This is a genomic window from Pseudomonas putida NBRC 14164, assembly GCF_000412675.1.
In the GTDB taxonomy this organism is placed as follows: Bacteria; Pseudomonadota; Gammaproteobacteria; order Pseudomonadales; family Pseudomonadaceae; genus Aquipseudomonas; species Aquipseudomonas putida.
In genome coordinates this window covers 1519867-1543133 of the sequence record NC_021505.1, presented here as the reverse complement: position 1 = coordinate 1543133, position 23267 = coordinate 1519867, and the positions used below count along the sequence as shown (strand labels likewise).

Below are 23267 nucleotides of genomic sequence, written 5' to 3'. Positions count from 1 at the left end.
GGGACGGGGGTTTGGGCAAGGGTGGGAGGGCCCAGGACAGCGGCTTTGGCACCTGGACGCCGGCAAGGTTTGTTTACACGATAGGGCTTGATCTGAAATGCGGACTGAAAACGGCTACATTCGTATAAATTTCTTTACACGTCGGTTCAGAAACTTGCCAGTCGTCAGAAAAATTCTTTTTGTTCAATATCTTGGGGCCGCATTGCCCCCCCAATTCCCACAGGCATAAAAAAACCAGCCCGAAGGCTGGTTTCTTGGTTACCACACAGGCTTATCAGCCACGCGGCTTGCCGCGACCACGGCCTGCCGGCTTGTCACCCTCAGGCTTGCCCGGGCGCTTGCGCATATCGCTTGGACGCTCGGCCACCGTGCTGCCACGGTTAGGTTTACGCGGAGCCTCTTCACGCGGCTGACGCGCCGGGCGCTCGCCAGTAGCGGCACCTTCGTGAGCCGGGCGCAGGTTGCGCACGCGCTCGCCACGGCCCAGCGGGCGGGTCGACTTGCGCTGCAGGCGCTCCATCTTGTCCTTGGCCTTGAGCTTCATGGCAGGCAGCGCCACTGGCTGCAGGCCCACTTCGGCAGCCAGGATGTCGATTTCGCCCTGGGTCATTTCACGCCAGCGGCCCATCGGCAGGTCGGAGTTGAGGAACACCGGGCCGAAACGCACGCGCTTCAGGCGGCTGACCACCATGCCCTGCGATTCCCACAGGCGACGTACTTCACGGTTACGGCCTTCCATCACCACGCAGTGGTACCAGTGGTTGAAGCCTTCGCCTCCTGGTGCCTTCTGGATGTCGGTGAACTTGGCCGGGCCGTCTTCCAGCATTACGCCGGCTTTCAGGCGCTCGATCATCTCGTCGTCGACTTCACCACGCACACGTACCGCGTACTCACGGTCCATCTCGTAGGACGGGTGCATCAGGCGGTTGGCCAGCTCACCGTCGGTGGTGAACAGCAGCAAGCCGGTGGTGTTGATGTCGAGGCGGCCGATGTTGATCCAGCGGCCTTCTTTTGGCCGTGGCAGGCGATCGAACACGGTCGGACGGCCTTCCGGGTCGTCACGGGTGCAGATTTCGCCATCGGGCTTGTTGTACATGATCACCCGGCGAGTGGCCTCGGCGGCCTCTTCGCGCTTGATCAGCTTGCCGTCTACGGCAATGGCGTCGTGCAGGTCGACGCGCTGGCCAAGGGTGGCTGCGACGCCGTTGACCTTGATGCGGCCCTGGCTGATCCAGGCCTCGACGTCACGGCGCGAGCCCACGCCAATGCGCGCCAGCACTTTCTGCAGCTTTTCGCCGGATGGCGGGGTGATTTCGGTATCTTGCAGGTCTTGCTCACTCATCTGGGCACCTCCCGGTGTAGGAATGAAAACAGGTTCTTGGCGACGAACGCGCCAAAAGGCCGCGCATCATACGCGGTTCGGCAATGGAACGCACTGGAGGTTAGAGGGTTTTGCAAGTATTGGGAGCGGTTTCAGCCTAGTGGTCTTGTGTTGATCTCACTGGCCCTATCGCCGGCAAGCCAGCTCCCACAAGTACTACACCACATTCAAGACCTGCGAAGCCCCTGTGGGAGCTGGCTTGCCGGCGACAGGGCCAGCACTGCCAAAAGAAGAATCAGGGCTGTAACTTGCCCTCTTGTTCCACGGAAGCCTCGGGCTCGTCTTCGCGCAAATCATCAAAATCAATCTTCAGCCCCTCCTCCATGGCATCCAGCTCCACCAGCAAGCTACGGAAGCTGGTTTCGTCCTTTGGCTCAGCAACCTCTTCTTCCCCAAGGCTGGCATCCGCCAACACCTGCAGGTGCGCCGGCACGGGCGCGTCATCCGGGTCGAGCAGCGGCTCCGGCTCCATTTCGCGCAACTCGGCCAAGGCCGGCAGCTCATCCAGGCTCTTGAGGTTGAAATGGTCGAGAAACCCTTTGGTGGTGGCAAACATCGCTGGCCGCCCGGGCACTTCGCGGTAGCCAACCACACGAATCCACTCGCGCTCGACCAGGGTCCTGATGATGTTGCTGTTCACCGCAACGCCCCGTACGTCTTCAATCTCGCCACGGGTGATGGGCTGGCGGTAGGCGATCAGGGCCAGGGTTTCGAGCAGCGCGCGCGAATAACGCTGCGGGCGCTCTTCCCACAGGCGCCCAACCCAGGGCGCAAAGTCTTCGCGGATTTGCAGGCGGTAGCCGCTGGCCACTTCCTTGAGTTCGAAGGCACGGCCGCTGCACGACTTGCCAAGCACCTCAAGGGCCTGCTTGAACACGTGGGGCTCGGGGCGCTCGCCCTCTTCGAGCAGCTCGTACAGGCGCTCCAGGGATTGCGGCTTGCCCGAAGCCAGCAAAAAAGCTTCGATCAGTGACGCCAGGTCGCGGGGGTCATTCAGGTTCATCAGGTTCTTCAACAAGCGCTGGGCGAAGCCGCACGTGGATGGCGGCGAAGGGTTCATTCTGCACCAGTTCGATCAGCGATTCCTTCACCAGTTCGAGCACCGCCATGAAGGTCACCACCACACCCAGCTTGCCCTCTTCGGCGGCAAACAGCGCGCCGAACGGCACGAAAGCACCGCCCTTGAGGCGCTCCAGCACCTGGCTCATGCGCTCGCGGGTAGACAAGGTCTCACGGCTGATCTGGTGGCTTTCGAACAGGTCGTTGCGGCGCATTACCTCGGCCATGGACACCAGCAGCTCTTCCAGGCGGACCTGCGGCAACAGCTTGCGCACCTTGGCCTGCGGTGCTTCCAGGCGCGGCACCACGACATCGCGGCCCACCCGTGGCAGTTCGTCGATGCCTTCGGCTGCGGCCTTGAAACGCTCATACTCCTGCAGGCGGCGGATCAGCTCAGCGCGCGGGTCGCCCTCCTCCTCCTCGACATCGGCTGAACGGGGCAGCAGCATGCGCGACTTGATCTCGGCCAGCATGGCGGCCATCACCAGGTACTCGGCGGCCAGCTCCAGGCGCACGCTCTTCATCAGCTCCACATAGCCCATGTACTGGCGGGTGATTTCCGCCACCGGGATGTCGAGGATGTCGATGTTCTGCTTGCGGATCAGGTACAGCAGCAGGTCCAGCGGCCCTTCGAAGGCTTCGAGGATGACTTCCAGGGCATCCGGCGGGATGTACAGGTCCAGCGGCATTTCGGTCAGGGCTTCGCCGTAGACCAAGGCCAGTTGCAGCTGCCGAGGCGACTCGGCCTGCTCAGCCGGTGCCTCGGGCGTTTCCACCTGGCTCACGCGCTGACCAGAAACGGCGTGGGGTCGCCGCAGCCCTCGCGGATCAGTTCCGGCTCATCGCCGGACAAGTCGATGATGGTCGACGCCTTGAGGTCGCCGAAACCGCCGTCGATCACCAGGTCGACGTGGTGCTCCAGCCGCTCACGGATTTCGTGAGGGTCGGTCATCGGCTCGCTGTCGCCCGGCAGGATCAGGCTCACGCTCATCAGCGGCTCGCCCAACTCGGCCAGCAAGGCCAGCGTGATGGCGTGGGCCGGTACGCGCAGGCCGATGGTGCGACGCTTGTCATGCAACAGCAGCCGCGGCACTTCACGGGTGCCGTTGAGGATGAAGGTATATGGCCCCGGCACATGCGCCTTGAGCAGACGGAAGGTGCCGGTGTCGACCTTGGCGTACAACCCCAGCTGAGACATGTCACAGCACATCAGGGTGAAGTTGTGCGTCTTGTCCAGCCCGCGCAGGCGACGCACCCGCTCAATCGCCGCCTTGTCACCCATCTGGCAGCCCAGCGCGTATGCCGAGTCGGTCGGGTACACCACCACGCCACCCTTGCGGATGATCTCGACGGCCTGTTTTATCAGGCGCGCCTGGGGGTTCTCCGGATGAATCTGGAAAAATTGGCTCACGTAGTCATCCTGTTCATAGCGCCAAAGGCTGTTCATGGCTGAATCGACGCCACAGAGGTGGCAGGTCCTCGGGCAAAGGCCGGTAGGCACCGATCTCTCCCCAGGTGCCGGGGCCGTGGAAGTCACTGCCAGCGCTTGCCAGCAGGCCGAACTCACGCGTAAGGATGGACATCGTGCCCACCTGCTCGGCCGGCATCATCCCGTTGACCACCTCAAGTGCCTGCCCACCTGCCTGAATATAGTCGGCAATCAGCCTTCTGCGCTTGCTGCGGGTCAGGTCGTAATGCATCGGGTGGGCCAGGCTCACCCATGCTTTGGACTGGCGCAGGGTGGCGACAGTTTCGTCGAGGGTCGGCCAGTGCTGCTTGACGTCGCCCAGCTTGCCGGCACCCAGCCATTTGCGAAACGCCTCACCACGGTCCTTGACGTGCCCGGCACGCACCAGATACTCGGCAAAATGCGGGCGCGCCGGGGCGTTGCCGCTGTCGCCCAGTTCGTGCTGAACGGCGCGGGCGCCCTCCAGCGTGCCGGGCATGCCTTTGGCCGCCAGCCGCTTGTCGATTTCTTCGGCGCGCAACCAACGCCCCCGATGCAGTGATTCAATCGCTGCCAGCAAGGGCGGCGCGTCCAGCGGGAAGTCATAACCCAGCACATGGATGGTCGCGCCACCCCAGGTGCACGACAATTCCACCCCGCTGACCCAATGCATGCCCCGTTCAGTGCAGGCCTGGCGTGCTTCGGCCAGGCCTTCGAGGGTGTCATGGTCAGTCAGTGCCAGAGTTTGCACCCCGTGCTCATGGGCCCGGGCAACCAGTACCGAGGGCGACAGGGCGCCGTCGGAGGCCGTACTGTGACAGTGCAGATCAACATTCATGGAGGAGCGCTTTCGCTGGAATCGATGTTTGTTATTATGCCGTCACATCCCGATTCTGGCTGCCATTGTGAAACAATTCATCGATTTCATCCCGCTGCTGCTGTTCTTCATCGTCTACAAGCTGGACCCGCGCCCCATGGAAGTCGCCGGCCACAGCTTCGAATTCGGCGGCATCTACAGTGCCACGGCCATGCTGATCATCAGCTCGCTGGTGGTGTACGGCGCGCTGTTCCTGCGCCAGCGCAAGCTGGAAAAGGGCCAGTGGCTGACCCTGGTGGCCTGCCTGGTATTTGGCGGCCTGACCCTGACCTTCCACAGTGAAACCTTCCTCAAGTGGAAAGCGCCGGTGGTGAACTGGCTGTTCGCCCTGGGCTTTGCCGGCAGCCACTTCATCGGTGACCGGGTGCTGATCAAGCGCATCATGGGCCATGCCCTGACCCTGCCCGATGCCGTCTGGTCCCGCCTGAACGTTGCCTGGATCGGCTTCTTCCTGTTCTGCGGCGCGGCCAACCTGTTCGTTGCCTTCACCTTCCAGGACTTCTGGGTCGACTTCAAGGTGTTCGGCAGCCTGGGCATGACCGTGATCTTCCTGGTGGCGCAAGGCGTGTACCTGTCGCGCCACCTGCACGACGACCCTTCCATTACCAAACCCAAGGATTGACATGCTCTACGCCATCATCGCCAGCGACGTCGCAAACTCCCTGGAAAAGCGCCTGGCTGCCCGCCCGGCGCACATCGAACGCCTGCAGCAGCTCAAGGCCGAAGGCCGCGTGGTGCTGGCCGGCCCACACCCGGCCATCGACAGCAACGACCCGGGCGAAGCCGGTTTCAGCGGTAGCCTGATCGTTGCCGAATTCGAATCGCTGGCTGCGGCGCAGGCCTGGGCCGATGCCGATCCTTACATTGCTGCAGGCGTGTACGACAAAGTCGTCGTCAAGCCGTTCAAGCAAGTACTTCCTTGACCTGAGACTGAGTCGCCTCCTTCGCGGGCTTGCCCGCGAAGGAGGCGACGCGGTACCCGCAGTTATACGATTGCCATCAGTCTGCGGTATCTTTGCCACTGGCGGGCCGAATAGCCGCCGTCAATGGTTGAATTGAGTGAGTCATGAGCGAGCTGTTACTGATTGATGATGACCAGGAGCTGTGCGAGCTGCTCGGCAGCTGGTTGACCCAGGAAGGGTTCACCGTGCGTGCCTGCCACGATGGCCAGAGCGCACGCCAGGCCCTGGCCGAATACGCGCCGGCTGCCGTGGTACTGGACGTGATGCTGCCCGATGGCAGCGGCCTGGAGCTGCTCAAGCAATTGCGCAGCGAGCATACCGAGCTGCCGGTACTGATGCTCTCCGCACGGGGCGAGCCGCTGGACCGCATTCTCGGCCTGGAACTGGGCGCCGACGACTACCTGGCCAAACCTTGCGATCCGCGCGAGCTCACAGCCCGCCTGCGGGCAGTACTGCGCCGCAGCCACCCCACCGCCACCACCAGCCAGGTGGAACTGGGCGACCTGGTGTACAGCCCGGCACGTGGCGTGGCCAGCATCGACGGCCGTGAAATGACCCTGACCCTGTCGGAAAGCCGTATTCTTGAAGCCCTGCTGCGCCAACCCGGCGAACCGCTGGACAAGCAGGAGCTGGCGCAGATCGGCCTGGGCCGTAAACTGACCCTGTACGACCGCAGCCTGGACATGCATGTCAGCAACCTGCGCAAGAAGATCGGCCCACATGCCGATGGCCGTCCACGCATCGTGGCGCTGCGTAGCCGTGGCTATTACTACTGCCTCTGACCATCTTTACCGAGCCTTTACTATCCGCTGACTGCGCTTGACGGTGATCTCCCTAGACTGTGCTCATCCGGTAACCACCGGCCTATGAAAGGAGAGACACCATGCGCAAGACCCTTATCGCCCTGATGTTCGCCGCCGCCCTGCCGACCGTGGCCATGGCCATGCCTGAAGGCGGCCCGCGTCACGACGGCCCGCATCATCGCGGTGATGCGCCTTTCCATCAACTGGACCTGAGCCGCGACCAGCGCCAGCAGATCGGCAAGCTGATGGGCGAGCAGATGCAGCAGCGCCGTGAAATCAACGAGCGCTACCTGGCCAAGCTGCCAGCCGCCGACCAGAAAGCCATGAAGGACGAGCTGCAAGCCAGCCGCGACAAGACCGACACCGCAGTGCGCAATCTGCTCAAACCTGAGCAGCAGAAGAAGTTCGACGAACTGCAAAAGGAACGCGCCGCAAAGAAAGCCGAGTGGCAGGAGTTCCAGGCCTGGAAAGCTGAAAAAGGCACCAAGGCTCAGTAAGCTGTACGCCCGATGCCCGGCCCGTCTCCCCGCGGGCCGGGCTTTTACCGTTTACAGGAGGTGCACTTGCGTTCACTGTTCTGGCGCATTCTGGCCAGTTTCTGGCTGGCCATTACCCTGGTCGCAGGCCTGTCGATCCTGCTGGGCCACATGCTCAACCAGGACGCCTGGATCCTTAGCCGCCACCCGGGCCTGAATACCCTGGCCAGCAAGTGGGCCAAGCATTACGAGCAGGAAGGCCTGGATTCGGCGCAGCACTTTCTGGAACGACGCAAGGATCGCTACAAGATCGACGTGCAGGTGCTCGACGACAGTGGCGAGGCCGTGGTGCCCGGCACCTTCCCACGCCGTGCGGCAGCCTTCGAGGCACGCCAGCACAATGACGAGCGGCGCCTGCCATGGCGCCGGCTGACCGAGGAATACACCAGCCCCGAGACCGGCGATACCTACCTGCTGATCTACCGCATTCCCCATCCGGCGCTGGATGCCTGGCACCGCGAAAGCCTGATGTGGCCGCTCAGTGCTCTGGGGATTGCGCTGGTGGTACTGACCCTGTTCAGCCTGCTGGTCACCCTGTCCATCACCCGCCCGCTAAGCCGCCTGCGCAGCGCGGTGCATGACCTGGGCCAGACCACCTACCAGCAGAACAGCCTGGCGCAACTGGCGGCCCGGCGTGACGAGTTTGGCGTGCTGGCCAAGGACTTCAACAAGATGGGCGCGCGCCTGCAAAGCACCATTGGCAGCCAGCGCCAGTTACTGCGCGATGTATCCCATGAGCTGCGCTCGCCGCTGGCCAGGCTGCGCATCGCGCTGGCCTTGGCCGAGCGCGCCGGGCCCGAGCAGCGCGACACCTTGTGGCCGCGCCTGACCCGCGAGTGCGACCGCCTGGAAGACCTGATCAGCGAAATCCTTGCCTTGGCCCGGGTCGATGCCGAGCAGGCGCATGCCGAGCCGGTCGACCTCAATGCCCTGCTCGGCAGCGTACGCAAGGACGCCCTGCTCAGCGCACCAGACCAGGACGTGCGCCTGGAGGCGCAGCCGGGGTTGACCCTGCAAGGTTGGCCAACGCTGATCGAACGCGCCGTGGACAACCTGCTGCGCAATGCCCTGCGCTTCAACCCGCCGGGTCAGCCGGTGGAAGTGAGCGCCGTGCGTGAGCAGGACCGTATCGTGATCAGCGTGCGTGACCATGGGCCCGGGGCGGCAGCCGAACACCTGCAGCAGCTGGGCGAACCGTTCTTCCGCGCACCGGGGCAGGACGCGCCGGGGCATGGCCTGGGGCTGGCGATCGCGCGCAAGGCGGCAGAGCGCCATGGCGGGAGTCTGGTGCTGGACAACCATCCACAGGGGGGCTTTGTGGCCAGGCTGGAGTTGCCCTTGGCTGAAGCTACTGGCAGTTGATGTGATCTGCGGGTGAACCCGTTCCCACAGGGACTGTGCAAGCCTTGAAACTTGCGCCGTACCTGTGGGAGCGGGTTCACCCGCGAAGAGGCCGGAAGCCTCAATGGATCAATCAGCCTGAAATGGATTATTCGCCCCAGGCGCTGACGAACTCGGCAGTGTCCAGCACCGGCGCCGTACGCGGCTCGGTCAGCGGCGTGCCGACATACAGGTAGCCGATCAACTCTTCGTTCTCGGCCAGCCCCAGGCCCTTGTGTACATGAGCATCAAACGCCATGTCCCCGGTGCGCCACACCGCCCCGACGCCTTGCGCATGCGCGGCGATCAGAATGCCGTGGGCTGCACAGCCCGCGGCCAGGCGCTGCTCGGACTTGGGCACCTTGAAGTGGTCCTGCAGCTTGGCAATTACCACGATCAGCAACGGCGCCCGCAGTGGCATCGCACGGGCCTTGTCCAGCGCTGCCTGGCTGGCATCTCCCTTGTTCTGCACGGCCTCAGCGAACAGCTCGCCCAGCTTTTCACGGCCCTGGCCTTCGATGGTGAGGAAACGCCATGGCCGCAGCTGACCATGATCCGGGGCGCGCAAGGCAGCCTGGAACAGCGCCTCGCGCTGGGCGGCATTGGGTGCCGGTTCGGTCAGGCGTGGCACGGAAACACGGTTGAGCAATGCGTCGAGAGCCTCCATCGGCTACCCTCCTGGCAGTTGAATGTGCGGCCATTCTAGCGTTTACATCACCAGACCCATAGGTAGAATGGCGCCCTTCCGTTTCAAGTCAGAGCAGATCACATGGCGTTGCCGACCTTAAGGATCATTGGTTTCATCATCGGCATCTTCCTGATTACCCTCGCCGTCGGCATGGCCGTGCCCATGGCAACCCTGGTGATCTTCGAGCGCACCGGTGACATGCCGTCCTTCCTCTGGTCGAGCCTGATCACCTTCATCGCCGGCCTGGCCCTGGTGGTACCGGGCCGCCCTGAGCATGTGCACCTGCGCCCGCGTGACATGTACCTGCTAACGGTCAGCAGCTGGCTGGTGGTGTGCGTGTTTGCCGCCTTGCCGTTCCTGCTGACCCAGCACATCAGCTACACCGATGCCTTCTTCGAGAGCATGTCGGGCATTACCGCTACCGGCGCTACCGTGCTCAGCGGGCTCGATACCATGTCCCCGGGTATCCTCATGTGGCGCTCGATGCTGCACTGGCTGGGCGGCATCGGCTTCATCGCCATGGCGGTAGCGATCCTGCCATTGCTGCGCATCGGTGGCATGCGCCTGTTCCAGACCGAATCGTCCGACCGCTCGGAAAAGGTAATGCCGCGCTCGCACATGGTCGCCAAGTCGATCGTCGGGGTGTACGTCGGCTTCTCGATCCTCGGCTCGCTGGCCTTCTGGTGGGCGGGCATGAGCCCGTTCGATGCAATCAACCACGCCATGTCGGCCATCTCCACCGGTGGCTTCTCCACCTCCGACCAGTCACTGGCAAAATGGGATATACCGGCCGTGCACTGGGTCGCGGTGGTGGTCATGATCATGGGCAGCCTGCCGTTCACCCTTTATGTAGCCACCCTGCGCGGCAACCGCAAGGCACTGATCCGTGACCAGCAGGTGCAGGGTTTGCTGGGCATGCTGCTCGTTACCTGGCTGGTGCTGGGCACCTGGTACTGGTACAGCACCAACCTGCACTGGCTCGACGCCCTGCGCCACGTGGCGTTGAACGTGACCTCGGTGGTCACCACCACAGGCTTCGCCCTGGGCGACTACAGCCTGTGGGGCAACTTCTCGCTGATGCTGTTCTTCTACCTGGGCTTCGTCGGAGGCTGCTCCGGCTCGACGGCAGGCGGTATCAAGATTTTCCGCTTCCAGGTGGCCTACATCCTGCTCAAGGCCAGCCTCAACCAACTGATCCACCCACGCGCGGTGATCAAGCAGAAATACAATGGCCACCGGCTCGACGAAGACATCGTGCGTTCGATTCTGACGTTCTCGTTCTTCTTCGCCATCACCATCTGCGTCATGGCCCTGCTGCTGTCGTTACTGGGCGTGGACTGGATGACCGCATTGACCGGTGCAGCCGGCACGGTGTCGGGTGTCGGCCCGGGCCTGGGTGAAGTGATCGGCCCGTCGGGCAACTATGCCACGCTGCCTGACGCAGCCAAGTGGATCCTGGCGGCCGGCATGCTGCTTGGCCGCCTGGAAATCATTACGGTGCTGGTGCTGTGTATGCCGGCGTTCTGGCGTCACTGACCACTTCGGGATCCGCGCCCAGGCGGGCGCGATACTCGCTGGGGGTAACATCGAACCAGCGGCGGAACGCCCGGTAGAAGTTGCTGGGATCGGCAAAACCCAGCAGGTAGGCGGTTTCCAGCAGTGTCATGCCCGGCTGGGCCAGGTATTGTTCGGCCAGCTCGCGACGGGTGTCATCGAGCAACGTCTGGAAACTGGTGCCCTCCTCCTGCAGCCGCCGCTGCAAGGTGCGCTGCGACAGGTGCAGGGCCTGAGCCAGGGTTTCGCGCTTGGGCTCGCCCTGCGGCAGGATGCGGCACAACACCTGGCGCACGCGGTGGGTAACCCGGCTTTCGGAAAAGCGTGCCAGGTACTCCCCGGCAAAACGGTCGTGCAACACCGCCATGGCCTCGTTGGCAGTCGGCAGCGGCGCTTCCATGTCGGCCCGCTCGAATACCAGCGCATCGTGCGGCGCACCGAACACCAGGGGTGAATGGAACGCCACCTTGTAGGGCTCGATATTCTTTGGCTGCGGCCCCTGCACCAATACGCGGCGCGGCTGCACCGGCCGACCGCTGAGCCATTTGCACAACGCCAGCGCACAGGCCAGCGATGCTTCGGCACTGTGCCGGGTCGGCGGCAAGTGGTCACCATGCACCGTCAGGATCAGCGAGTAGCCTTCGGCGCCAAGGACAAAGCTGAGGTCTGAGCTTTCGGCGATGATGCGCTGGTAACGCACCAGGCGCTGGAAACCTTCGGCCAAGGTGCGGCTGGACATCAATGCATAGCCCACCACATGGAACGACGCAGGGCGTACCACCCGCGCCATGTTCAGGCCGATGGCTTCATTGCCCGACAACTCCACCGCCAACTGCCAGAGCCGGGTCATGGAGTCCTGGGGGAAACGTGCATCGGGGTCGTCAAGGGCAGCGAAGTCCAGCCCCAGCTGCTTGAACATGGACGGGCAGTCCAGTCCTTCCAGTTCGAGTGCCTTCACAATCCCTGATGCCCAACTGGCTGACGTGGTTCTTTCGCTCATGACAGGCTTCTTTTTACCGACCGCTCCTGCGGTGAACCCCAAGGATACTCATTTGGCGCCTATTGTCACTGATAGGCCCCGTCAGTCACTCTAGACTCGAATCAGGCTCCACGCCGTGCATCTTGTCCAGAAGTATTAATCCCGGAGCACTGCCATGAACCGCACAGCGCAGTATCGCAGTTTTGCCGAGTTCTACCCCTACTACCTGGGGGAGCACAGTAATCCCACCTGCCGCCGGCTGCACTTTGTCGGCACCAGCCTGGTGATTGCCCTGCTGGCCTACACCATCGGCAGTGGCAAATGGTTGCTGCTGCTGGCCGTGCCCCTGTTTGGCTACGGCTTTGCCTGGGTCGGGCATTTCTTTTTTGAAAAGAACCGGCCGGCGACCTTCACCTACCCGCTGTACAGCCTGGCCGGGGATTTCGTGATGTTCAGGGATATCCTGCTGGGCAAGATCAGCCTGTAGATTCAGCAGCCCCACGGCCCTCAAGCCCTACGCCGCCACCGCCTGCGCTTCCCGTGCCTGGGCATCGGCCAGCCGGTACAGCTCGATGCTGCCATCCCAGTGCTCGATCAGCGCCGTGCACGACTCCACCCAGTCCCCGCAATTGAGGTACTCCACCTCCCCCACCTTGCGGATCTCGGCATGGTGGATATGCCCGCACACCACCCCATGAAAGCCACGCCGGGTGCACTCGTGTGCAATGGCATCCTCGAAGTCGCTGATGAAGTTCACCGCGCCCTTGACCTTGTGCTTCAGGTACGCCGACAGCGACCAGTAACCATAGCCATACCGCGCACGCCAGTGGTTGAGCCAGCGGTTGAGCACCAGGGTGAACTCATAGGCACGGTCACCGAGAAACGCCAGCCAGCGGTGGTAACGGGTAATCACATCGAACTGGTCGCCATGGATCACCAACAGGCGTCGCCCATCGGCGGTCAGGTGCTCGGCTTCATCCACCAGCTGGATGTTGCCCAGGATCAGGCTGGAGTATCGGCGCAGGAATTCGTCATGGTTGCCGGTGACGTAGATCACCTCGGTACCGCGCTTGCTCATGGTCAGCAGGCGGCGGATCACGTTGGTGTGGGCTTGCGGCCAGTAGATGCCGCCGCGCAGTTTCCAGCCATCGATGATGTCACCTACCAGGTACACGCGGTCGGCCTGGTAACCCTTCAGGAACTGCGACAGGTGTTCGGCCTGGCAGTCGCGGGTCCCCAGGTGCACATCGGAGATCCACAAGGTACGCACGCGTTGCTTGCGCGAGGGACGGGAGAGTTCGGCATGGGTCATGGACAGGCTCCGGCGCAGTTTGCTGGAGACTGGCAGGCGCGCATGACAGCGCCGTGGCAAAACGGTTACGAGTGATGGCCTGCAGGGAATGAGGCACAATGCGCATCTGCCCTGCGAGGAAGCCCCCATGACCGCCGGCCCGATCCTCTCGCTGCGCCACTATCGCGACAGCCTGATCGCCCACAGCCACGAACACCCGCAACTGGTGTTTGGCCTGCGCGGCCGCCTGGAGTTCGAGGTGCAGGGGCAAGGCGCCGGGATCGACCGGCAGGGGCTGGTGGTGGTACCGGCGGGCGCGCATCACAGCTGCGCCAGCGATGCCGGCAGCCACTGCCTGGTGCTAGATGTGCCGGGGGAGCAGTGGCTGCACGAGCAGTTGGGCGAGCATGCCGATGCCAGCCGCCGCCTGCTCGACCGCCCCGCCGCGCTGGGCCTGGACAACCGTCAGCAGCAGCTGGTCGACTGGCTGGCGGCCAGCCCCATGGACGACCCGCTGATTGCCCGGCAAGGCGCAGCGCTGTTGTTGGCAAGCCTGAACCCAACGGCGGCAGCCAACGTGCGCCCCAGCCAGCGCTTGCCTTATGCCGCGTTCGATGCGCACATCGAGCAACATGCTGCCTACCCACTGCAGGTGGCCGACCTGGCGCGGCTGGCCGGGCTGTCCAGTGCCCGGCTGCACGCGCGTTTTATCGCGGAATGCGGGATGACGCCGATGGACTACATCCGCCAGCGGCGGTTGCTGAAGGCGCGGCGGCTGGTGGTGCATACCTTGTTGCCGATGGGGGAAATTGCGGCGCAGGTGGGGTATGGCTCGCAGAGTGCGTTTTCAGCGGCGATGTTGCGGGCGTTCGGGTGTACGCCAATGGCTCTGCGGCGAGAGCCTGGCGACAACTGACAGCAGTCTTGCGACAGAACGCGTTTGCCTGAGCCTATAGACTGATCCTGTACCGGCCCTTTCGCGGGCACGCCCGCTCCCACAGGTACCTCGCTGCTTTGCAGACTTGTGCAATACCTGTGGGAGCTTGATAGCGGCAGACCCGATACCCAAGGGCTGTGCAATACCTGTGGGAGCGGGCGTGCCCGCGAAGAGGCCGGTATTGTCAGTAGAGATCTTCAGCAAGGACCCATCATGAACCACCGTACCGCACTCGGCGCCCTGCACATTGGCGCACTGTTCTTTGGCCTGACCGGCGTCTTCGGCAAACTGGCCGCCAGCGCCAGCCCGGCGATCATCGTGTTCGGCCGCGCCGCCTTCGCCGTAATCGCCCTGGCCCTGTTCGCCAGCGTGACCGGCCCGGGCTGGCAACGCCTGAGCAGCCAGGATATCCGCCGCCTGCTGCTCGGCGGTGTGCTGCTGGCCGGCCACTGGGTCAGTTTCTTCATTGCCGTCAAAGTCGGCGGCGTGGCCATCGCCACCCTCGGCTTTGCCAGCTTCCCGGCCTTCACCGTCATCCTTGAAGGCGTGCTGTTCCGCGAACGCATCCGCCGCAACGAGGCCGTGCTGGTAGTGTTGGTCAGCATCGGCCTGATACTGGTCACGCCGGCCTTCGACCTGGCCAGCGAGGCCACTGGCGGCCTGCTCTGGGCACTGCTTTCGGGGTTGCTGTTCTCGCTGCTGTCCCTCACCAACCGCGTCGGCTCCGGGCGTTTGCCAGCGGTACAGGCTGCACTGTGGCAGAACCTGGTGGTAGGCCTGTGCCTGCTGCCGTTCGCAGCTCCCGGCCTGGCAGGCGTGGCAACCATGGACTGGCTGTGGATCGCCCTGCTCGGCATCTTCTGCACCGGCGTGGCGCACAGCCTGTTCGTCGCCAGCCTGGCAGTGATCAAGGCGCGCACCGCCGCCGTGGTGTTCGGCATGGAGCCGGTCTACGGCATTGCCGTGGCCTGGGCGGTGTTCGCCGAAACCCCGACCCTGCGCATGCTGCTGGGCGGCGCGCTGATCATCTTCGCCATCGTGCTATCCAGCCGCATGGCCACCGAGCAACCGCCCAAGCAGCGGCCTCTGGCCGAGGGCGCCTGATCAGCGGTCGTTGTGGCCCAGGTCACGCTGCGGGTCGATCTGGTCGCGCACCCGCTGCTTCAGCACCTTGGCTTCGGGGAACCCGCCGTCGGCCTTGCGCTCCCAGATCTGCACGCCATTGCAAGTGATGCGGAAGATGCCGCCGGTACCCGGCTCCAGCGCCACCCGGCCAAGGTCGTCGGTGAAGGTGCTGAGCAGCTCCTGGGCCAGCCAGGCGGCGCGCAGCAGCCATTGGCACTGGGTGCAATAAGTAATGACGATTTCGGGCTTGTTGTCGGCCATGCTGAGGCATCTCCAGGTGAGGGGCCGCTTATACTAGCGGTCTTTAGCCCACGGTTTGAGACTCACGATGCACCGTTTGCTGTTCTGTTTCCTGCTTGCCCTTACCGCCTTCACTGCCGCCGCCGCAGAACCTGCCAGGCCCAAGGTCGGCCTGGTGTTGTCTGGCGGCGCGGCCCGTGGCCTGGCCCACATTGGTGTGCTCAAAGCCCTGGAAGAACAGGGCGTGCGCATCGACGCCATCGCCGGCACCAGCATGGGCGCAGTAGTCGGCGGGCTGTATGCATCGGGCTACAGTGTCGAAGAGCTGGAAAAACTCGCCACCACCCTCGACTGGCAACAGGCGCTGTCCGATGCCCCGCCGCGCAAGGACGTGCCGTTCCGGCGCAAGCAGGATGACCGCGACTTTCTGGTCAAGCAGAAGCTCAGCTTTCGTGACGACGGCAGCCTGGGCCTGCCGCTGGGGGTAATCCAGGGCCAGAACCTGTCACTCCTGCTGGAAAGCAAACTGGCGCACACCGCCGACACCCGCGACTTCGACAAACTGCCCATACCCTTCCGCGCGGTGGCCACCGACATCGCCAGCGGCGAAAAAGTGGTATTCCGCCGCGGTCACCTGCCCCAGGTAATCCGTGCCAGCATGTCGATCCCCGCCGTGTTCGCCCCGGTCGAACTGGACGGCCGCCTGCTGGTGGACGGCGGCATGGTCGACAACATCCCGGTGGACGTGGCCCGGGAAATGGGCGTGGACCTGGCCATCGTGGTCGACATTGGTACCCCGCTGCGCGATCGCAAGCAATTACTGACCGTGGTTGACGTGCTCAATCAGTCGATCACCCTGATGACTCGGCGCAATTCGGAAGAACAACTGGCCAGCCTGCACCGTGACGACATCCTCATCCAGCCATCGCTGACTGCCTTCGGCGTGACCGACTTCGGCCGTGCACGGGACATGATCGACGCCGGTTACCGCGCCACCCGGCTGCTCGACCCACGCCTTGCCGCCCTGCGCCAGCCCGAGGGCGACAGCAGCCTGGCCGTGGCCCGCTCGCCGCGCCAGCGCACGCCGGTAATCACTGCGATCCGGATCGAAAACGACTCCAAGGTCAGCGATGACGTGATCCGCTCGTACATCCGTCAGCCGATCGACGCACCGCTGGAGCTGGACCGCCTGCAGACCGACATGGGCACGCTGTACGGCCTGGACTACTTCGACCGGGTGCAGTACCGCGTGGTGCACAAGGGCAACGACAACACCCTGGTGATCAACGCTCGCGGTAGACGCGGCGGCACCGACTACCTGCGCCTGGGCCTGAACCTGTCGGACGACCTGCGCGGTGACAGTGCCTTCAACCTGGGCGCCAGCTACCGGGTCAACGGCATCAACAGCCTGGGTGCCGAATGGCTGACCCGTGGCCAGATCGGCGACCAGCAAGAACTGTACAGCGAGTTCTACCAGCCGCTGGACGTGGGTTCACGCTACTTCATCGCGCCGTACCTGGACGTCAGCTCACAGAATATCGAAGCCACCCTGGACAACGACCCCGTCGCCGAGTACCGCCTGGAGCGCTACGGCTTTGGCCTGAACGTCGGGCGGCAGATTGGCACCAACGGTGAAGTACGCCTGGGCGTGGGCAAGGCCTGGGGCGAGGCCGAAGTGCGCATCGGCGACCAGGACCTGCCCAAGGTCAGCTTCAATGAAGGCTTCTATGAGCTGAAATACTCGTTCGACACCCTCGACAACGTGTATTTCCCGCACAGCGGTGAGGACATCAGCCTGACCTTGCGCAAGTACGACAAGTCGCTGGACTCTGACCAGGATTACCGGCAGTGGCTGTTCAACCTGGACAAGGCAATCAGCAGCGGGCCGAACACGTTCGTGCTGGGCGGGCGCTACGGCCGCACGCTGGATGACACCGAAGTGGTGACATCGAGCTTCGTGATGGGTGGGGCGCGTGAGCTGTCAGGCTTCCGCCAGGACTCGGTATCGGGGCAGAACGTGAGCCTGCTGCGCATGGTCTACTACCGCAGGCTGACGCCACGGGCCTACGTACCGCTGGACTTCCCGCTGTACATTGGCGGGTCGCTGGAGCGTGGGCGCGTGTGGAACAACGACAACGAGTTCGACAGTGGCTACATCAACGCGGCGAGCATCTTTCTGGGGCTGGAGACGCCGCTGGGGCCGCTGAACCTCAGCTATGGCACTAACAGTGCACATCAGCAGGCGGTGTACCTGAACCTTGGGCATACTTTCTGAATCGTCGGGGGCTGCTTTGCAGCCCCAGGGGCCTCAGGATTTTTCGAGGTTGGCCAGGATCGTGGCATGCACACGCATGCACACCTGCAACTCTGCCTCGTCCACCCCGGTAAACAGCTCTACCCGCAGTTGATTGGCGATGGTTTCGATCTGGTCGATCAGCGGCTTGGCCGGCGGGCACAGCAAGATCTTCTTGGCTCGCCGGTCTTCTAACACGGCCTGCCGGCGCACCAGCCCTTGGGCTTCCAGGCTGTCGAGCAGGCGCGCCAGGGTCGGGCCTTCGACGCCCACGCTCTGGGCCAGCTCACGCTGGGTGGGGGCTTCTTCGAACCGCGCCAGGTGCAGCAACACCAGCCAGCGCGCCTGGGACAGGTTCAGCCCGGCCAGGCGGCGGTCCAGCTCGGCACGCCAGCCCCGGGACATCTGGGCCAGCTGCATGCCGAAGCGGTGTTGGTTGTCGGTCAAGGGCATAAGCAACTCATTGAAAAGATCTAATTGTTAGGCAGCTAACCATGACCTGCCCCACGAGGCAAGGCTCGCGCCCTCCTCATTGTTCGATAATCGTCAAAAAGCATGACAAAGGTCAGCAGATGGCGGTTCTGCCCTCGATCTGCATGCCAGTCACATCTCGAACTCGGCCGCCAGCGCCGCACGCACGCAATACAGCACACCCTCCGGCACACGGCCCGCAAACTGCGGCGCAATGGCCGACACCGGCGGCAGCTCGCCCTCGCCATCCAGGAAGGCATCCTGCACTTCCATCAGCAGGTCTTCCGGCAGGTCGAGGGCCTGGTCGAGGCTCAGCTCCTGGCGGCCCAGCGCCTCGGCCAGCAGGCTATACACGTTCTTCTCGCTGCAGTTGAGCTGCCCGGCGATCTGCGCCGGGGTCATGCCGGCCCGGGCCAGGCTGACCAGTTCGTGGCGCAGGTCGAGCACCACTTTCGGCGCCTCTTCGGTGCCACCGCTGCTGTTCAGCACTTCGAGGAACGCCTGGCCGTAGCGTTCCAGCTTGCGCGCGCCCACACCGCTGACCTGGGCCATGTCGCTGAGGCTGACCGGCTGGCTGCGCAGCATTTCCAGCAGCGTCGAGTCGGGGAAGATGACATAGGGCGGCACACTGTGCTCCTCCGCCAGCTTGCGCCGCAGGGTACGCAGCGCTTCCCACAGCTCGCGCTCTTCGGCACGCACCAACTGGCTGGCAGGGCTGCCGCCACCGGACGACGAGGACTTGGCCGTGGTCTGCGGCTTGAGGTCGCGACGCAGTTGCAAGGTCACCTCGCCGCGCAGCAGCGGCCGGCAGCTGTCGGACAGGCGCAGCCCGCCGTAGCCTTCCAGGTCGATATCGACCAGGCCGCGCGCTACCAGTTGGCGGAACAGCGATCGCCATTCGACCTCGGCCAGGCCCTTGCCGACGCCGAACACCGACAGCTTCTCGTGGCCGAAATTGCGCACCTTCTCGTTGTCCTTGCCCAGCAGCACATCGACCAGGTGGCCCACGCCATAGCGCTGGCCCGTACGGAACACCGCCGACAGCGCCTGACGGGCCGGCTCGGTGGCGTCCCAGGTCTGGATGTTGTCTACACAGTTGTCGCAATGCCCGCACGGCTGTTCGAGGGTTTCGTCGAAATAGGCCAGCAGCGACTGGCGACGGCAGCGGGTTTCTTCGCACAGCGCCAGCATGGCGTCGAGCTTGTGCTGCTCGATGCGCTTGTGGCGCTCGTCACCTTCGGAGTTCTGCAGCATCTGCTTGAGCATCACCATGTCTTGCAGGCCGTAGGCCATCCAGGCATCGGATGGCAGGCCGTCACGGCCGGCACGGCCGGTTTCCTGGTAATAGGCCTCAAGCGACTTGGGCAGGTCGAGGTGGGCAACGAAGCGCACGTTGGGTTTGTCGATGCCCATGCCGAAGGCAATGGTGGCGACCATGATCAGCCCTTCCTCGTTGAGGAAGCGGTGCTGGTTGGCCGATCGGGTCTCGGCGGCCAGGCCAGCGTGGTACGGCAATGCCGGGAAGCCCTGTTCACAAAGGAAGGCAGCGGTTTCGTCGACCTTCTTGCGCGACAGGCAGTAGACAATGCCGGCGTTGCCGCGGCGCTCGCCGAGGAAGGCCATCAGCTGCTTGCGCGGCGCTTCCTTGGGTACGATGCGGTAGAAGATGTTCGGCCGGTCGAAGCTCGACAGGAAGCGCTCGGCGCCTTGCAGGTGCAGGCGCTGGACGATCTCTTCGCGGGTTCGCATGTCGGCGGTGGCGGTCAGCGCGATGCGCGGCACATGCGGGAACAGCTCGGCCAACTGCCCGAGTTGCAGGTATTCGGGGCGGAAATCGTGGCCCCATTGCGACACGCAGTGCGCCTCGTCGATGGCAAACAGCGAGATATCCAGCTCGCGCAGGAAGTCGAGCATACGCGGCTGCACCAGGCGCTCGGGCGCCAGGTACAGCATCTTCACTTCGCCACGGCGCAGGCGCCCGGCCAGTTCACGCTGCTGCTCCGCCGTCAGGGTCGAGTTCAGCGCGGCGGCCGATACACCCAGTTCGTCCAGCGTGGCGACCTGGTCGTCCATCAGCGCAATCAGCGGCGAGACCACTACCGTCAGGCCCGGGCGCAGCAGCCCCGGCACCTGGAAACACAGCGACTTGCCGCCACCGGTGGGCATCAGCACCAGGGCGTCGCCGCCATTGGCCACGCATTCGATGATTGCTGCCTGGCGCCCACGGAAACTGTCGTAGCCGAAAATGTCCTTGAGAACGCGCTGAGCCTGTTCGAGCATGTGCAACTCCACAAATCGCCGTACCATCCTGGATACAGGCTGGACGAAAAACCCGCTCCGCACACGCCAAATGCGTAAGCGGTTTTTGCCAGGCGCCGATAAAATCCGCCCCTGGATGAAAAATCGCGGAGTATACCGCAGCACTGCACCGCACAGGGCACCACGGCGATAGACGTTCCCTTTACCCCGCTACCCTTGCTTGGTGCTAGAATTCGGTATCGTTTATTCCCCAAGGTAGCCCTGTAATGTCCTTCGCCGAGCAACTGACCCGCCTGCAAGCCTTCCTCGACGCCGACGAGCTGCACGAAGAGGCGCTGGACTACGTCGCCGCCCACGGCTACCTCACCGCCCTGTCGATCAACGCCGAGGACGTGCCCGAGCGCGAATGGATCGATGCCCTGTTCGCCGAAGAGCCGCACTACGCCAGCGAGGCCCAGCGCACCGAAATCGAAGCCACCCTGGTGGCGTTGAAAGCGCACATTGCCCGCCAGCTGGCCAGCGACGAAGAATTCGACCTGCCATGCGACCTGGACCTGACCGACGAGCCGGACGATTCCGACCTGCGCGGCTGGTGCATCGGCTTCATGGAAGGCGTGTTCCTGCGTGAAGAGGCCTGGTTCGAGAACGCCGAAGAAGAAGTCAGCGAGATGCTGCTGCCGATCATGGTTGGCTCGGGCCTGTTCGACGAACAGCCAGAGTTCGCTGACATCGCCAGCAATGCCAACCTGCAGGACGACATGATCGTACAGATCCCCGAGGCGCTGAGCGCACTGTTCCTGCTGCTGCACGCTCCTGACGAAAAACCGGCGCTGCTCAAGCCACGCCACCACTAAGTCGGCTGTGCGCTACCTGCTGCTGGCCATCGGCTGGCTCAGCGTTGCGCTGGGGGTGTTGGGGATTTTCCTTCCGGTATTGCCCACCACCCCGTTCCTGCTATTGGCGGCGGCCTGCTTTGCCCGCAGCTCGCCGCGCTTTCACCACTGGCTGGTCCATCACCCGAAGCTCGGGCCGTGGATCCGCGACTACCTTAGTGGTGAAGGCATCCCCCTCAAGGGCAAGGTCTACGCCATCGGCCTGATGTGGGCCAGCATCGGCCTGTCGTGCTATCTGGTGCCCCTGTTCTGGGCGCGCGCCTTCATGTTGACCAGCGCCGTGCTGGTAAGCCTGTATATCGTCAGACAGAAAACCCTGCACACGCGAAAGTGACATTTTTTTGTCGCCAAATATCACTTTCGCCTAACTGACGTTTTCTTTATCCGAAATGGTTCTGGAACCGCCTAAAAGCCTTGTAAATACTGGGTTTAGCGGCTTATTGCTCGTTTGCCCTCGACATGTTTTGTCGTCATTGTTAGACAATATATGTCTTATATGGCAATTTGATATGAATAAATCTTCTTATCTATCGCGTTGAATGTACTTAGCTGTGTTGTTAAAAACCTGCAACACTATACGCGATAATTTTTCGTCATTTTTTTGGCGAGCAGCAGGATCAATTCCAGGATCAGGGAGATGTACCCATGCGCGTTTTGAACCCCATCACCAGTGCATTACTGTTGGCCCTGGCGAGTGCCAACGTACAGGCGATGTCGATCACCGAGGCCGTCCAGAGCGCCGTGGACTACCACCCGCAGGTCAGCTCCAATCGCAACAGCAAGCTGTCGGCCGATGAAGACGTCAAGTTTGCGCGTGGTGGCTACTACCCTTCCGTGGATTTGGTTGCTGGCTATGGCCGCCAGCGTTCGGACAACGCTACCACCCGTGCCGAGGGTAACCACAACAAGGAAACCCTCAACTACACCCAGTCCGAGCTGCGCCTGCGGCAGATGATTTTCGACGGTTTCAACACCGCGAACGAAGTGGGCCGCACCGAAGCGGTGTCCACCTCCCGCGCCTACTACACCCAGGCCGTTGCCCAGGATGTTGCCCTGCGTGCGACCGAGGTGTACCTGGAAGTGCTCAAGCGCCGCGAGCTGGTGACCCTGGCCAAGAACAACCTGCAAGCCCACCTGCGCGTCAACGACCAGATCGGCCTGCGTAACGAGCGCGGCGTCGGCAGCACCGCCGACCTTGACCAGTCCCGCGCACGTCGCGCCCTGGCGGAAAACAACCTGGACACCGCCGAAGTCGACCTGGCCGATGCCGAGGCCAACTTCTTCAGCGTGGTCGGCCGTGCCCCGGACGAGCTGGAAAGCCCGGCGACCATCAAGGGCGAGGTGCCTGAGACCCTCGACGGCGCGCGCGACAGCATGCGCCAGAACAACCCTTACATCAAATCCGCCCAGGCTGACGTCAACGCCGCCGAGCAGCAATACGAAGTCGGCAAGTCGACCTTCTACCCGCGCTTCGACGCCATTCTGGCAACCGGTGCCAATAACAACACCGGCGGCGAAAAAGGCCACAACAACAACGACTGGCAGGCCGGTGTAGAGATGAACTACAACCTGTTCCGCGGCGGCAGCGACAAGGCCCGCCTGCAGTCTGACGCGCACAAGATCAACCAGGCCCTGGACATCCGCAACAACGCCCTGCGTGAGCTGACCGAAAACCTGAGCCTGGCGTGGAACGCCATGAACAACGCCAGCAAGCAGCTGCCGACCGCGCGTGAATACGCCGAGACCACCAAGCGCGTGCGTGCCGCCTACCAGGACCAGTTCGGTCTGGGCCAGCGTACCCTGCTGGACGTACTGGACAGTGAGAACGAGCTGTACAACGCCGACCGTCGCTACACCGAAGTACGCTACACCGAGGAGTTCTCGCGCTACCGCGTGCTGGCGACCATGGGTGAGCTGCTGAGCAAACAGCGTATTTCGCTGCCGCCAGAGGCGCTGGCTACCACCGAGGTGCGTACCGAGGCGCGTTTGCCTGAGATGCGTTGATCGGCTTTAGATTTTGGGGCCGCTTTGCGGCCCTTTCGCCGGCAAGCCAGCTCCCACAGTTACTGCATAGGCTTCAAACTTTGTGCAG

At 63.4% G+C, this 23267-nt stretch carries 24 protein-coding genes; 13 read left to right on the top strand and 11 right to left on the bottom strand.

Annotation, left to right across the window (positions count from 1 at the left end; translation table 11 throughout):
- Positions 1-274 precede the first annotated feature (274 nt).
- The 5 genes from rluB to PP4_RS06735 all read right to left on the bottom strand — a co-directional run bounded on the left by rluB (position 275) and on the right by PP4_RS06735 (position 4725).
- Entirely contained in the window at positions 275-1342 is a 1068-nt protein-coding gene (gene rluB, locus PP4_RS06755) for a 23S rRNA pseudouridine(2605) synthase RluB (protein ID WP_016498477.1), read from the bottom strand.
- A gap of 274 nt (positions 1343-1616) precedes the next feature.
- Positions 1617-2384, bottom strand: a complete 768-nt coding sequence (scpB, locus tag PP4_RS06750) for an SMC-Scp complex subunit ScpB (protein WP_016498476.1) — start codon at positions 2382-2384, stop codon at positions 1617-1619.
- Entirely contained in the window at positions 2371-3096 is a 726-nt protein-coding gene (locus PP4_RS06745) for a segregation and condensation protein A (protein WP_162471782.1), read from the bottom strand. Before PP4_RS06745 ends, scpB begins: the two co-directional genes overlap by 14 nt.
- A gap of 125 nt (positions 3097-3221) precedes the next feature.
- Positions 3222-3851 carry an L-threonylcarbamoyladenylate synthase gene (locus PP4_RS06740; protein ID WP_041167971.1) on the bottom strand — a complete coding sequence of 210 codons (630 nt, stop codon included), beginning with the start codon at positions 3849-3851 and terminating at the stop codon, positions 3222-3224.
- A 13-nt stretch (positions 3852-3864) separates the two neighbouring features.
- Complete coding sequence (locus tag PP4_RS06735) at positions 3865-4725, bottom strand: PHP domain-containing protein (RefSeq protein ID WP_016498473.1); 861 nt, start codon at positions 4723-4725, stop codon at positions 3865-3867.
- Positions 4726-4792: 67 nt separating this feature from the next.
- Here PP4_RS06735 and PP4_RS06730 point away from each other — a divergent pair, with 67 nt between their 5' ends.
- From PP4_RS06730 to PP4_RS06710, 5 genes are all read left to right on the top strand, one after another.
- Positions 4793-5386, top strand: coding sequence for a septation protein A (locus tag PP4_RS06730; protein ID WP_041167641.1), 594 nt, complete (start codon positions 4793-4795; stop codon positions 5384-5386).
- Between the two features lies 1 nt (position 5387).
- A complete protein-coding gene (locus tag PP4_RS06725) occupies positions 5388-5687 on the top strand; it encodes a YciI family protein (protein WP_012273585.1) in 300 nt (99 codons plus the stop codon).
- Positions 5688-5830: 143 nt separating this feature from the next.
- Positions 5831-6508, top strand: a complete 678-nt coding sequence (locus PP4_RS06720; protein ID WP_016498471.1) for a response regulator transcription factor — start codon at positions 5831-5833, stop codon at positions 6506-6508.
- Between the two features lie 101 nt (positions 6509-6609).
- Complete coding sequence (locus tag PP4_RS06715; RefSeq protein WP_016498470.1) at positions 6610-7026, top strand: Spy/CpxP family protein refolding chaperone; 417 nt, start codon at positions 6610-6612, stop codon at positions 7024-7026.
- Between the two features lie 60 nt (positions 7027-7086).
- The gene (locus tag PP4_RS06710) at positions 7087-8427 is read left to right on the top strand and encodes a sensor histidine kinase (RefSeq protein WP_041167640.1); all 1341 of its coding nucleotides are present in this window, start codon (positions 7087-7089) and stop codon (positions 8425-8427) included.
- 127 nt (positions 8428-8554) lie between these two features.
- Here PP4_RS06710 and PP4_RS06705 read toward each other — a convergent pair whose 3' ends face one another.
- Positions 8555-9112, bottom strand: a complete 558-nt coding sequence (locus PP4_RS06705) for an NAD(P)H nitroreductase (RefSeq protein ID WP_016498468.1) — start codon at positions 9110-9112, stop codon at positions 8555-8557.
- A 102-nt stretch (positions 9113-9214) separates the two neighbouring features.
- Between PP4_RS06705 and PP4_RS06700 the strand changes: the two genes are divergently transcribed.
- A complete protein-coding gene (locus PP4_RS06700; protein WP_016498467.1) occupies positions 9215-10669 on the top strand; it encodes a TrkH family potassium uptake protein in 1455 nt (484 codons plus the stop codon).
- Here the strand turns inward: PP4_RS06700 and PP4_RS06695 are convergent.
- Entirely contained in the window at positions 10626-11687 is a 1062-nt protein-coding gene (locus PP4_RS06695) for an AraC family transcriptional regulator (protein WP_041167639.1), read from the bottom strand. The two genes, PP4_RS06700 and PP4_RS06695, sit on opposite strands and share 44 nt — an antisense overlap.
- A 154-nt stretch (positions 11688-11841) precedes the next feature.
- Here PP4_RS06695 and PP4_RS06690 point away from each other — a divergent pair, with 154 nt between their 5' ends.
- On the top strand, positions 11842-12153 hold the full coding sequence (locus PP4_RS06690) for a DUF962 domain-containing protein (RefSeq protein WP_016498465.1): 312 nt from the start codon (positions 11842-11844) through the stop codon (positions 12151-12153).
- A 27-nt stretch (positions 12154-12180) separates the two neighbouring features.
- Here PP4_RS06690 and PP4_RS06685 read toward each other — a convergent pair whose 3' ends face one another.
- A complete protein-coding gene (locus PP4_RS06685) occupies positions 12181-12978 on the bottom strand; it encodes a UDP-2,3-diacylglucosamine diphosphatase (protein WP_016498464.1) in 798 nt (265 codons plus the stop codon).
- A gap of 127 nt (positions 12979-13105) precedes the next feature.
- Between PP4_RS06685 and PP4_RS06680 the strand changes: the two genes are divergently transcribed.
- Both PP4_RS06680 and PP4_RS06675 read left to right on the top strand, forming a co-directional pair.
- Positions 13106-13873 carry a helix-turn-helix transcriptional regulator gene (locus PP4_RS06680; protein WP_016498463.1) on the top strand — a complete coding sequence of 256 codons (768 nt, stop codon included), beginning with the start codon at positions 13106-13108 and terminating at the stop codon, positions 13871-13873.
- A 234-nt stretch (positions 13874-14107) separates the two neighbouring features.
- Positions 14108-14998 carry a DMT family transporter gene (locus PP4_RS06675; RefSeq protein WP_016498462.1) on the top strand — a complete coding sequence of 297 codons (891 nt, stop codon included), beginning with the start codon at positions 14108-14110 and terminating at the stop codon, positions 14996-14998.
- Here the strand turns inward: PP4_RS06675 and PP4_RS06670 are convergent, their stop codons facing one another.
- Positions 14999-15280 (bottom strand): SelT/SelW/SelH family protein, encoded by a 282-nt coding sequence (locus tag PP4_RS06670; RefSeq protein WP_016498461.1) that lies wholly within the window; start codon positions 15278-15280, stop codon positions 14999-15001.
- A gap of 67 nt (positions 15281-15347) precedes the next feature.
- On the opposite strand from PP4_RS06670, the gene PP4_RS06665 reads away from it, so the two are divergent.
- On the top strand, positions 15348-17534 hold the full coding sequence (locus tag PP4_RS06665) for a patatin-like phospholipase family protein (RefSeq protein WP_016498460.1): 2187 nt from the start codon (positions 15348-15350) through the stop codon (positions 17532-17534).
- Between the two features lie 33 nt (positions 17535-17567).
- Here PP4_RS06665 and PP4_RS06660 read toward each other — a convergent pair whose 3' ends face one another.
- Positions 17568-18005, bottom strand: a complete 438-nt coding sequence (locus PP4_RS06660; RefSeq protein WP_016498459.1) for a MarR family transcriptional regulator — start codon at positions 18003-18005, stop codon at positions 17568-17570.
- Positions 18006-18155: 150 nt separating this feature from the next.
- A complete protein-coding gene (gene recQ / locus PP4_RS06655) occupies positions 18156-20303 on the bottom strand; it encodes a DNA helicase RecQ (protein ID WP_016498458.1) in 2148 nt (715 codons plus the stop codon).
- Positions 20304-20548: 245 nt separating this feature from the next.
- On the opposite strand from recQ, the gene PP4_RS06650 reads away from it, so the two are divergent.
- The 3 genes from PP4_RS06650 to PP4_RS06640 all read left to right on the top strand — a co-directional run bounded on the left by PP4_RS06650 (position 20549) and on the right by PP4_RS06640 (position 23179).
- Positions 20549-21136 carry a YecA/YgfB family protein gene (locus PP4_RS06650; RefSeq protein WP_010955200.1) on the top strand — a complete coding sequence of 196 codons (588 nt, stop codon included), beginning with the start codon at positions 20549-20551 and terminating at the stop codon, positions 21134-21136.
- The gene (locus tag PP4_RS06645) at positions 21096-21509 is read left to right on the top strand and encodes a YbaN family protein (RefSeq protein ID WP_218178463.1); all 414 of its coding nucleotides are present in this window, start codon (positions 21096-21098) and stop codon (positions 21507-21509) included. The genes PP4_RS06650 and PP4_RS06645 overlap by 41 nt, the downstream gene beginning before the upstream one ends.
- Before the next feature lie 311 nt (positions 21510-21820).
- Positions 21821-23179, top strand: coding sequence for a TolC family outer membrane protein (locus tag PP4_RS06640; protein WP_016498456.1), 1359 nt, complete (start codon positions 21821-21823; stop codon positions 23177-23179).
- Positions 23180-23267 lie beyond the last annotated feature (88 nt).

Bases quoted from the DNA above. Each gene is read 5' to 3' on its own strand.
- PP4_RS06670 (WP_016498461.1), bottom strand. From the start codon at position 15,280: ATGGCCGACAACAAGCCCGAAATCGTCATTACTTATTGCACCCAGTGC.
- recQ (WP_016498458.1), bottom strand. From the start codon at position 20,303: ATGCTCGAACAGGCTCAGCGCGTTCTCAAGGACATTTTCGGCTACGAC.
- rluB (WP_016498477.1), bottom strand. From the start codon at position 1,342: ATGAGTGAGCAAGACCTGCAAGATACCGAAATCACCCCGCCATCCGGC.
- PP4_RS06725 (WP_012273585.1), top strand. From the start codon at position 5,388: ATGCTCTACGCCATCATCGCCAGCGACGTCGCAAACTCCCTGGAAAAG.
- PP4_RS06715 (WP_016498470.1), top strand. From the start codon at position 6,610: ATGCGCAAGACCCTTATCGCCCTGATGTTCGCCGCCGCCCTGCCGACC.
- PP4_RS06675 (WP_016498462.1), top strand. From the start codon at position 14,108: ATGAACCACCGTACCGCACTCGGCGCCCTGCACATTGGCGCACTGTTC.
- scpB (WP_016498476.1), bottom strand. From the start codon at position 2,384: ATGAACCTGAATGACCCCCGCGACCTGGCGTCACTGATCGAAGCTTTT.
- PP4_RS06660 (WP_016498459.1), bottom strand. From the start codon at position 18,005: ATGCCCTTGACCGACAACCAACACCGCTTCGGCATGCAGCTGGCCCAG.
- PP4_RS06690 (WP_016498465.1), top strand. From the start codon at position 11,842: ATGAACCGCACAGCGCAGTATCGCAGTTTTGCCGAGTTCTACCCCTAC.
- PP4_RS06685 (WP_016498464.1), bottom strand. From the start codon at position 12,978: ATGACCCATGCCGAACTCTCCCGTCCCTCGCGCAAGCAACGCGTGCGT.
- PP4_RS06650 (WP_010955200.1), top strand. From the start codon at position 20,549: ATGTCCTTCGCCGAGCAACTGACCCGCCTGCAAGCCTTCCTCGACGCC.
- PP4_RS06735 (WP_016498473.1), bottom strand. From the start codon at position 4,725: ATGAATGTTGATCTGCACTGTCACAGTACGGCCTCCGACGGCGCCCTG.
- PP4_RS06695 (WP_041167639.1), bottom strand. From the start codon at position 11,687: ATGAGCGAAAGAACCACGTCAGCCAGTTGGGCATCAGGGATTGTGAAG.
- PP4_RS06705 (WP_016498468.1), bottom strand. From the start codon at position 9,112: ATGGAGGCTCTCGACGCATTGCTCAACCGTGTTTCCGTGCCACGCCTG.
- PP4_RS06640 (WP_016498456.1), top strand. From the start codon at position 21,821: ATGCGCGTTTTGAACCCCATCACCAGTGCATTACTGTTGGCCCTGGCG.
- PP4_RS06720 (WP_016498471.1), top strand. From the start codon at position 5,831: ATGAGCGAGCTGTTACTGATTGATGATGACCAGGAGCTGTGCGAGCTG.
- PP4_RS06665 (WP_016498460.1), top strand. From the start codon at position 15,348: ATGCACCGTTTGCTGTTCTGTTTCCTGCTTGCCCTTACCGCCTTCACT.
- PP4_RS06680 (WP_016498463.1), top strand. From the start codon at position 13,106: ATGACCGCCGGCCCGATCCTCTCGCTGCGCCACTATCGCGACAGCCTG.
- PP4_RS06700 (WP_016498467.1), top strand. From the start codon at position 9,215: ATGGCGTTGCCGACCTTAAGGATCATTGGTTTCATCATCGGCATCTTC.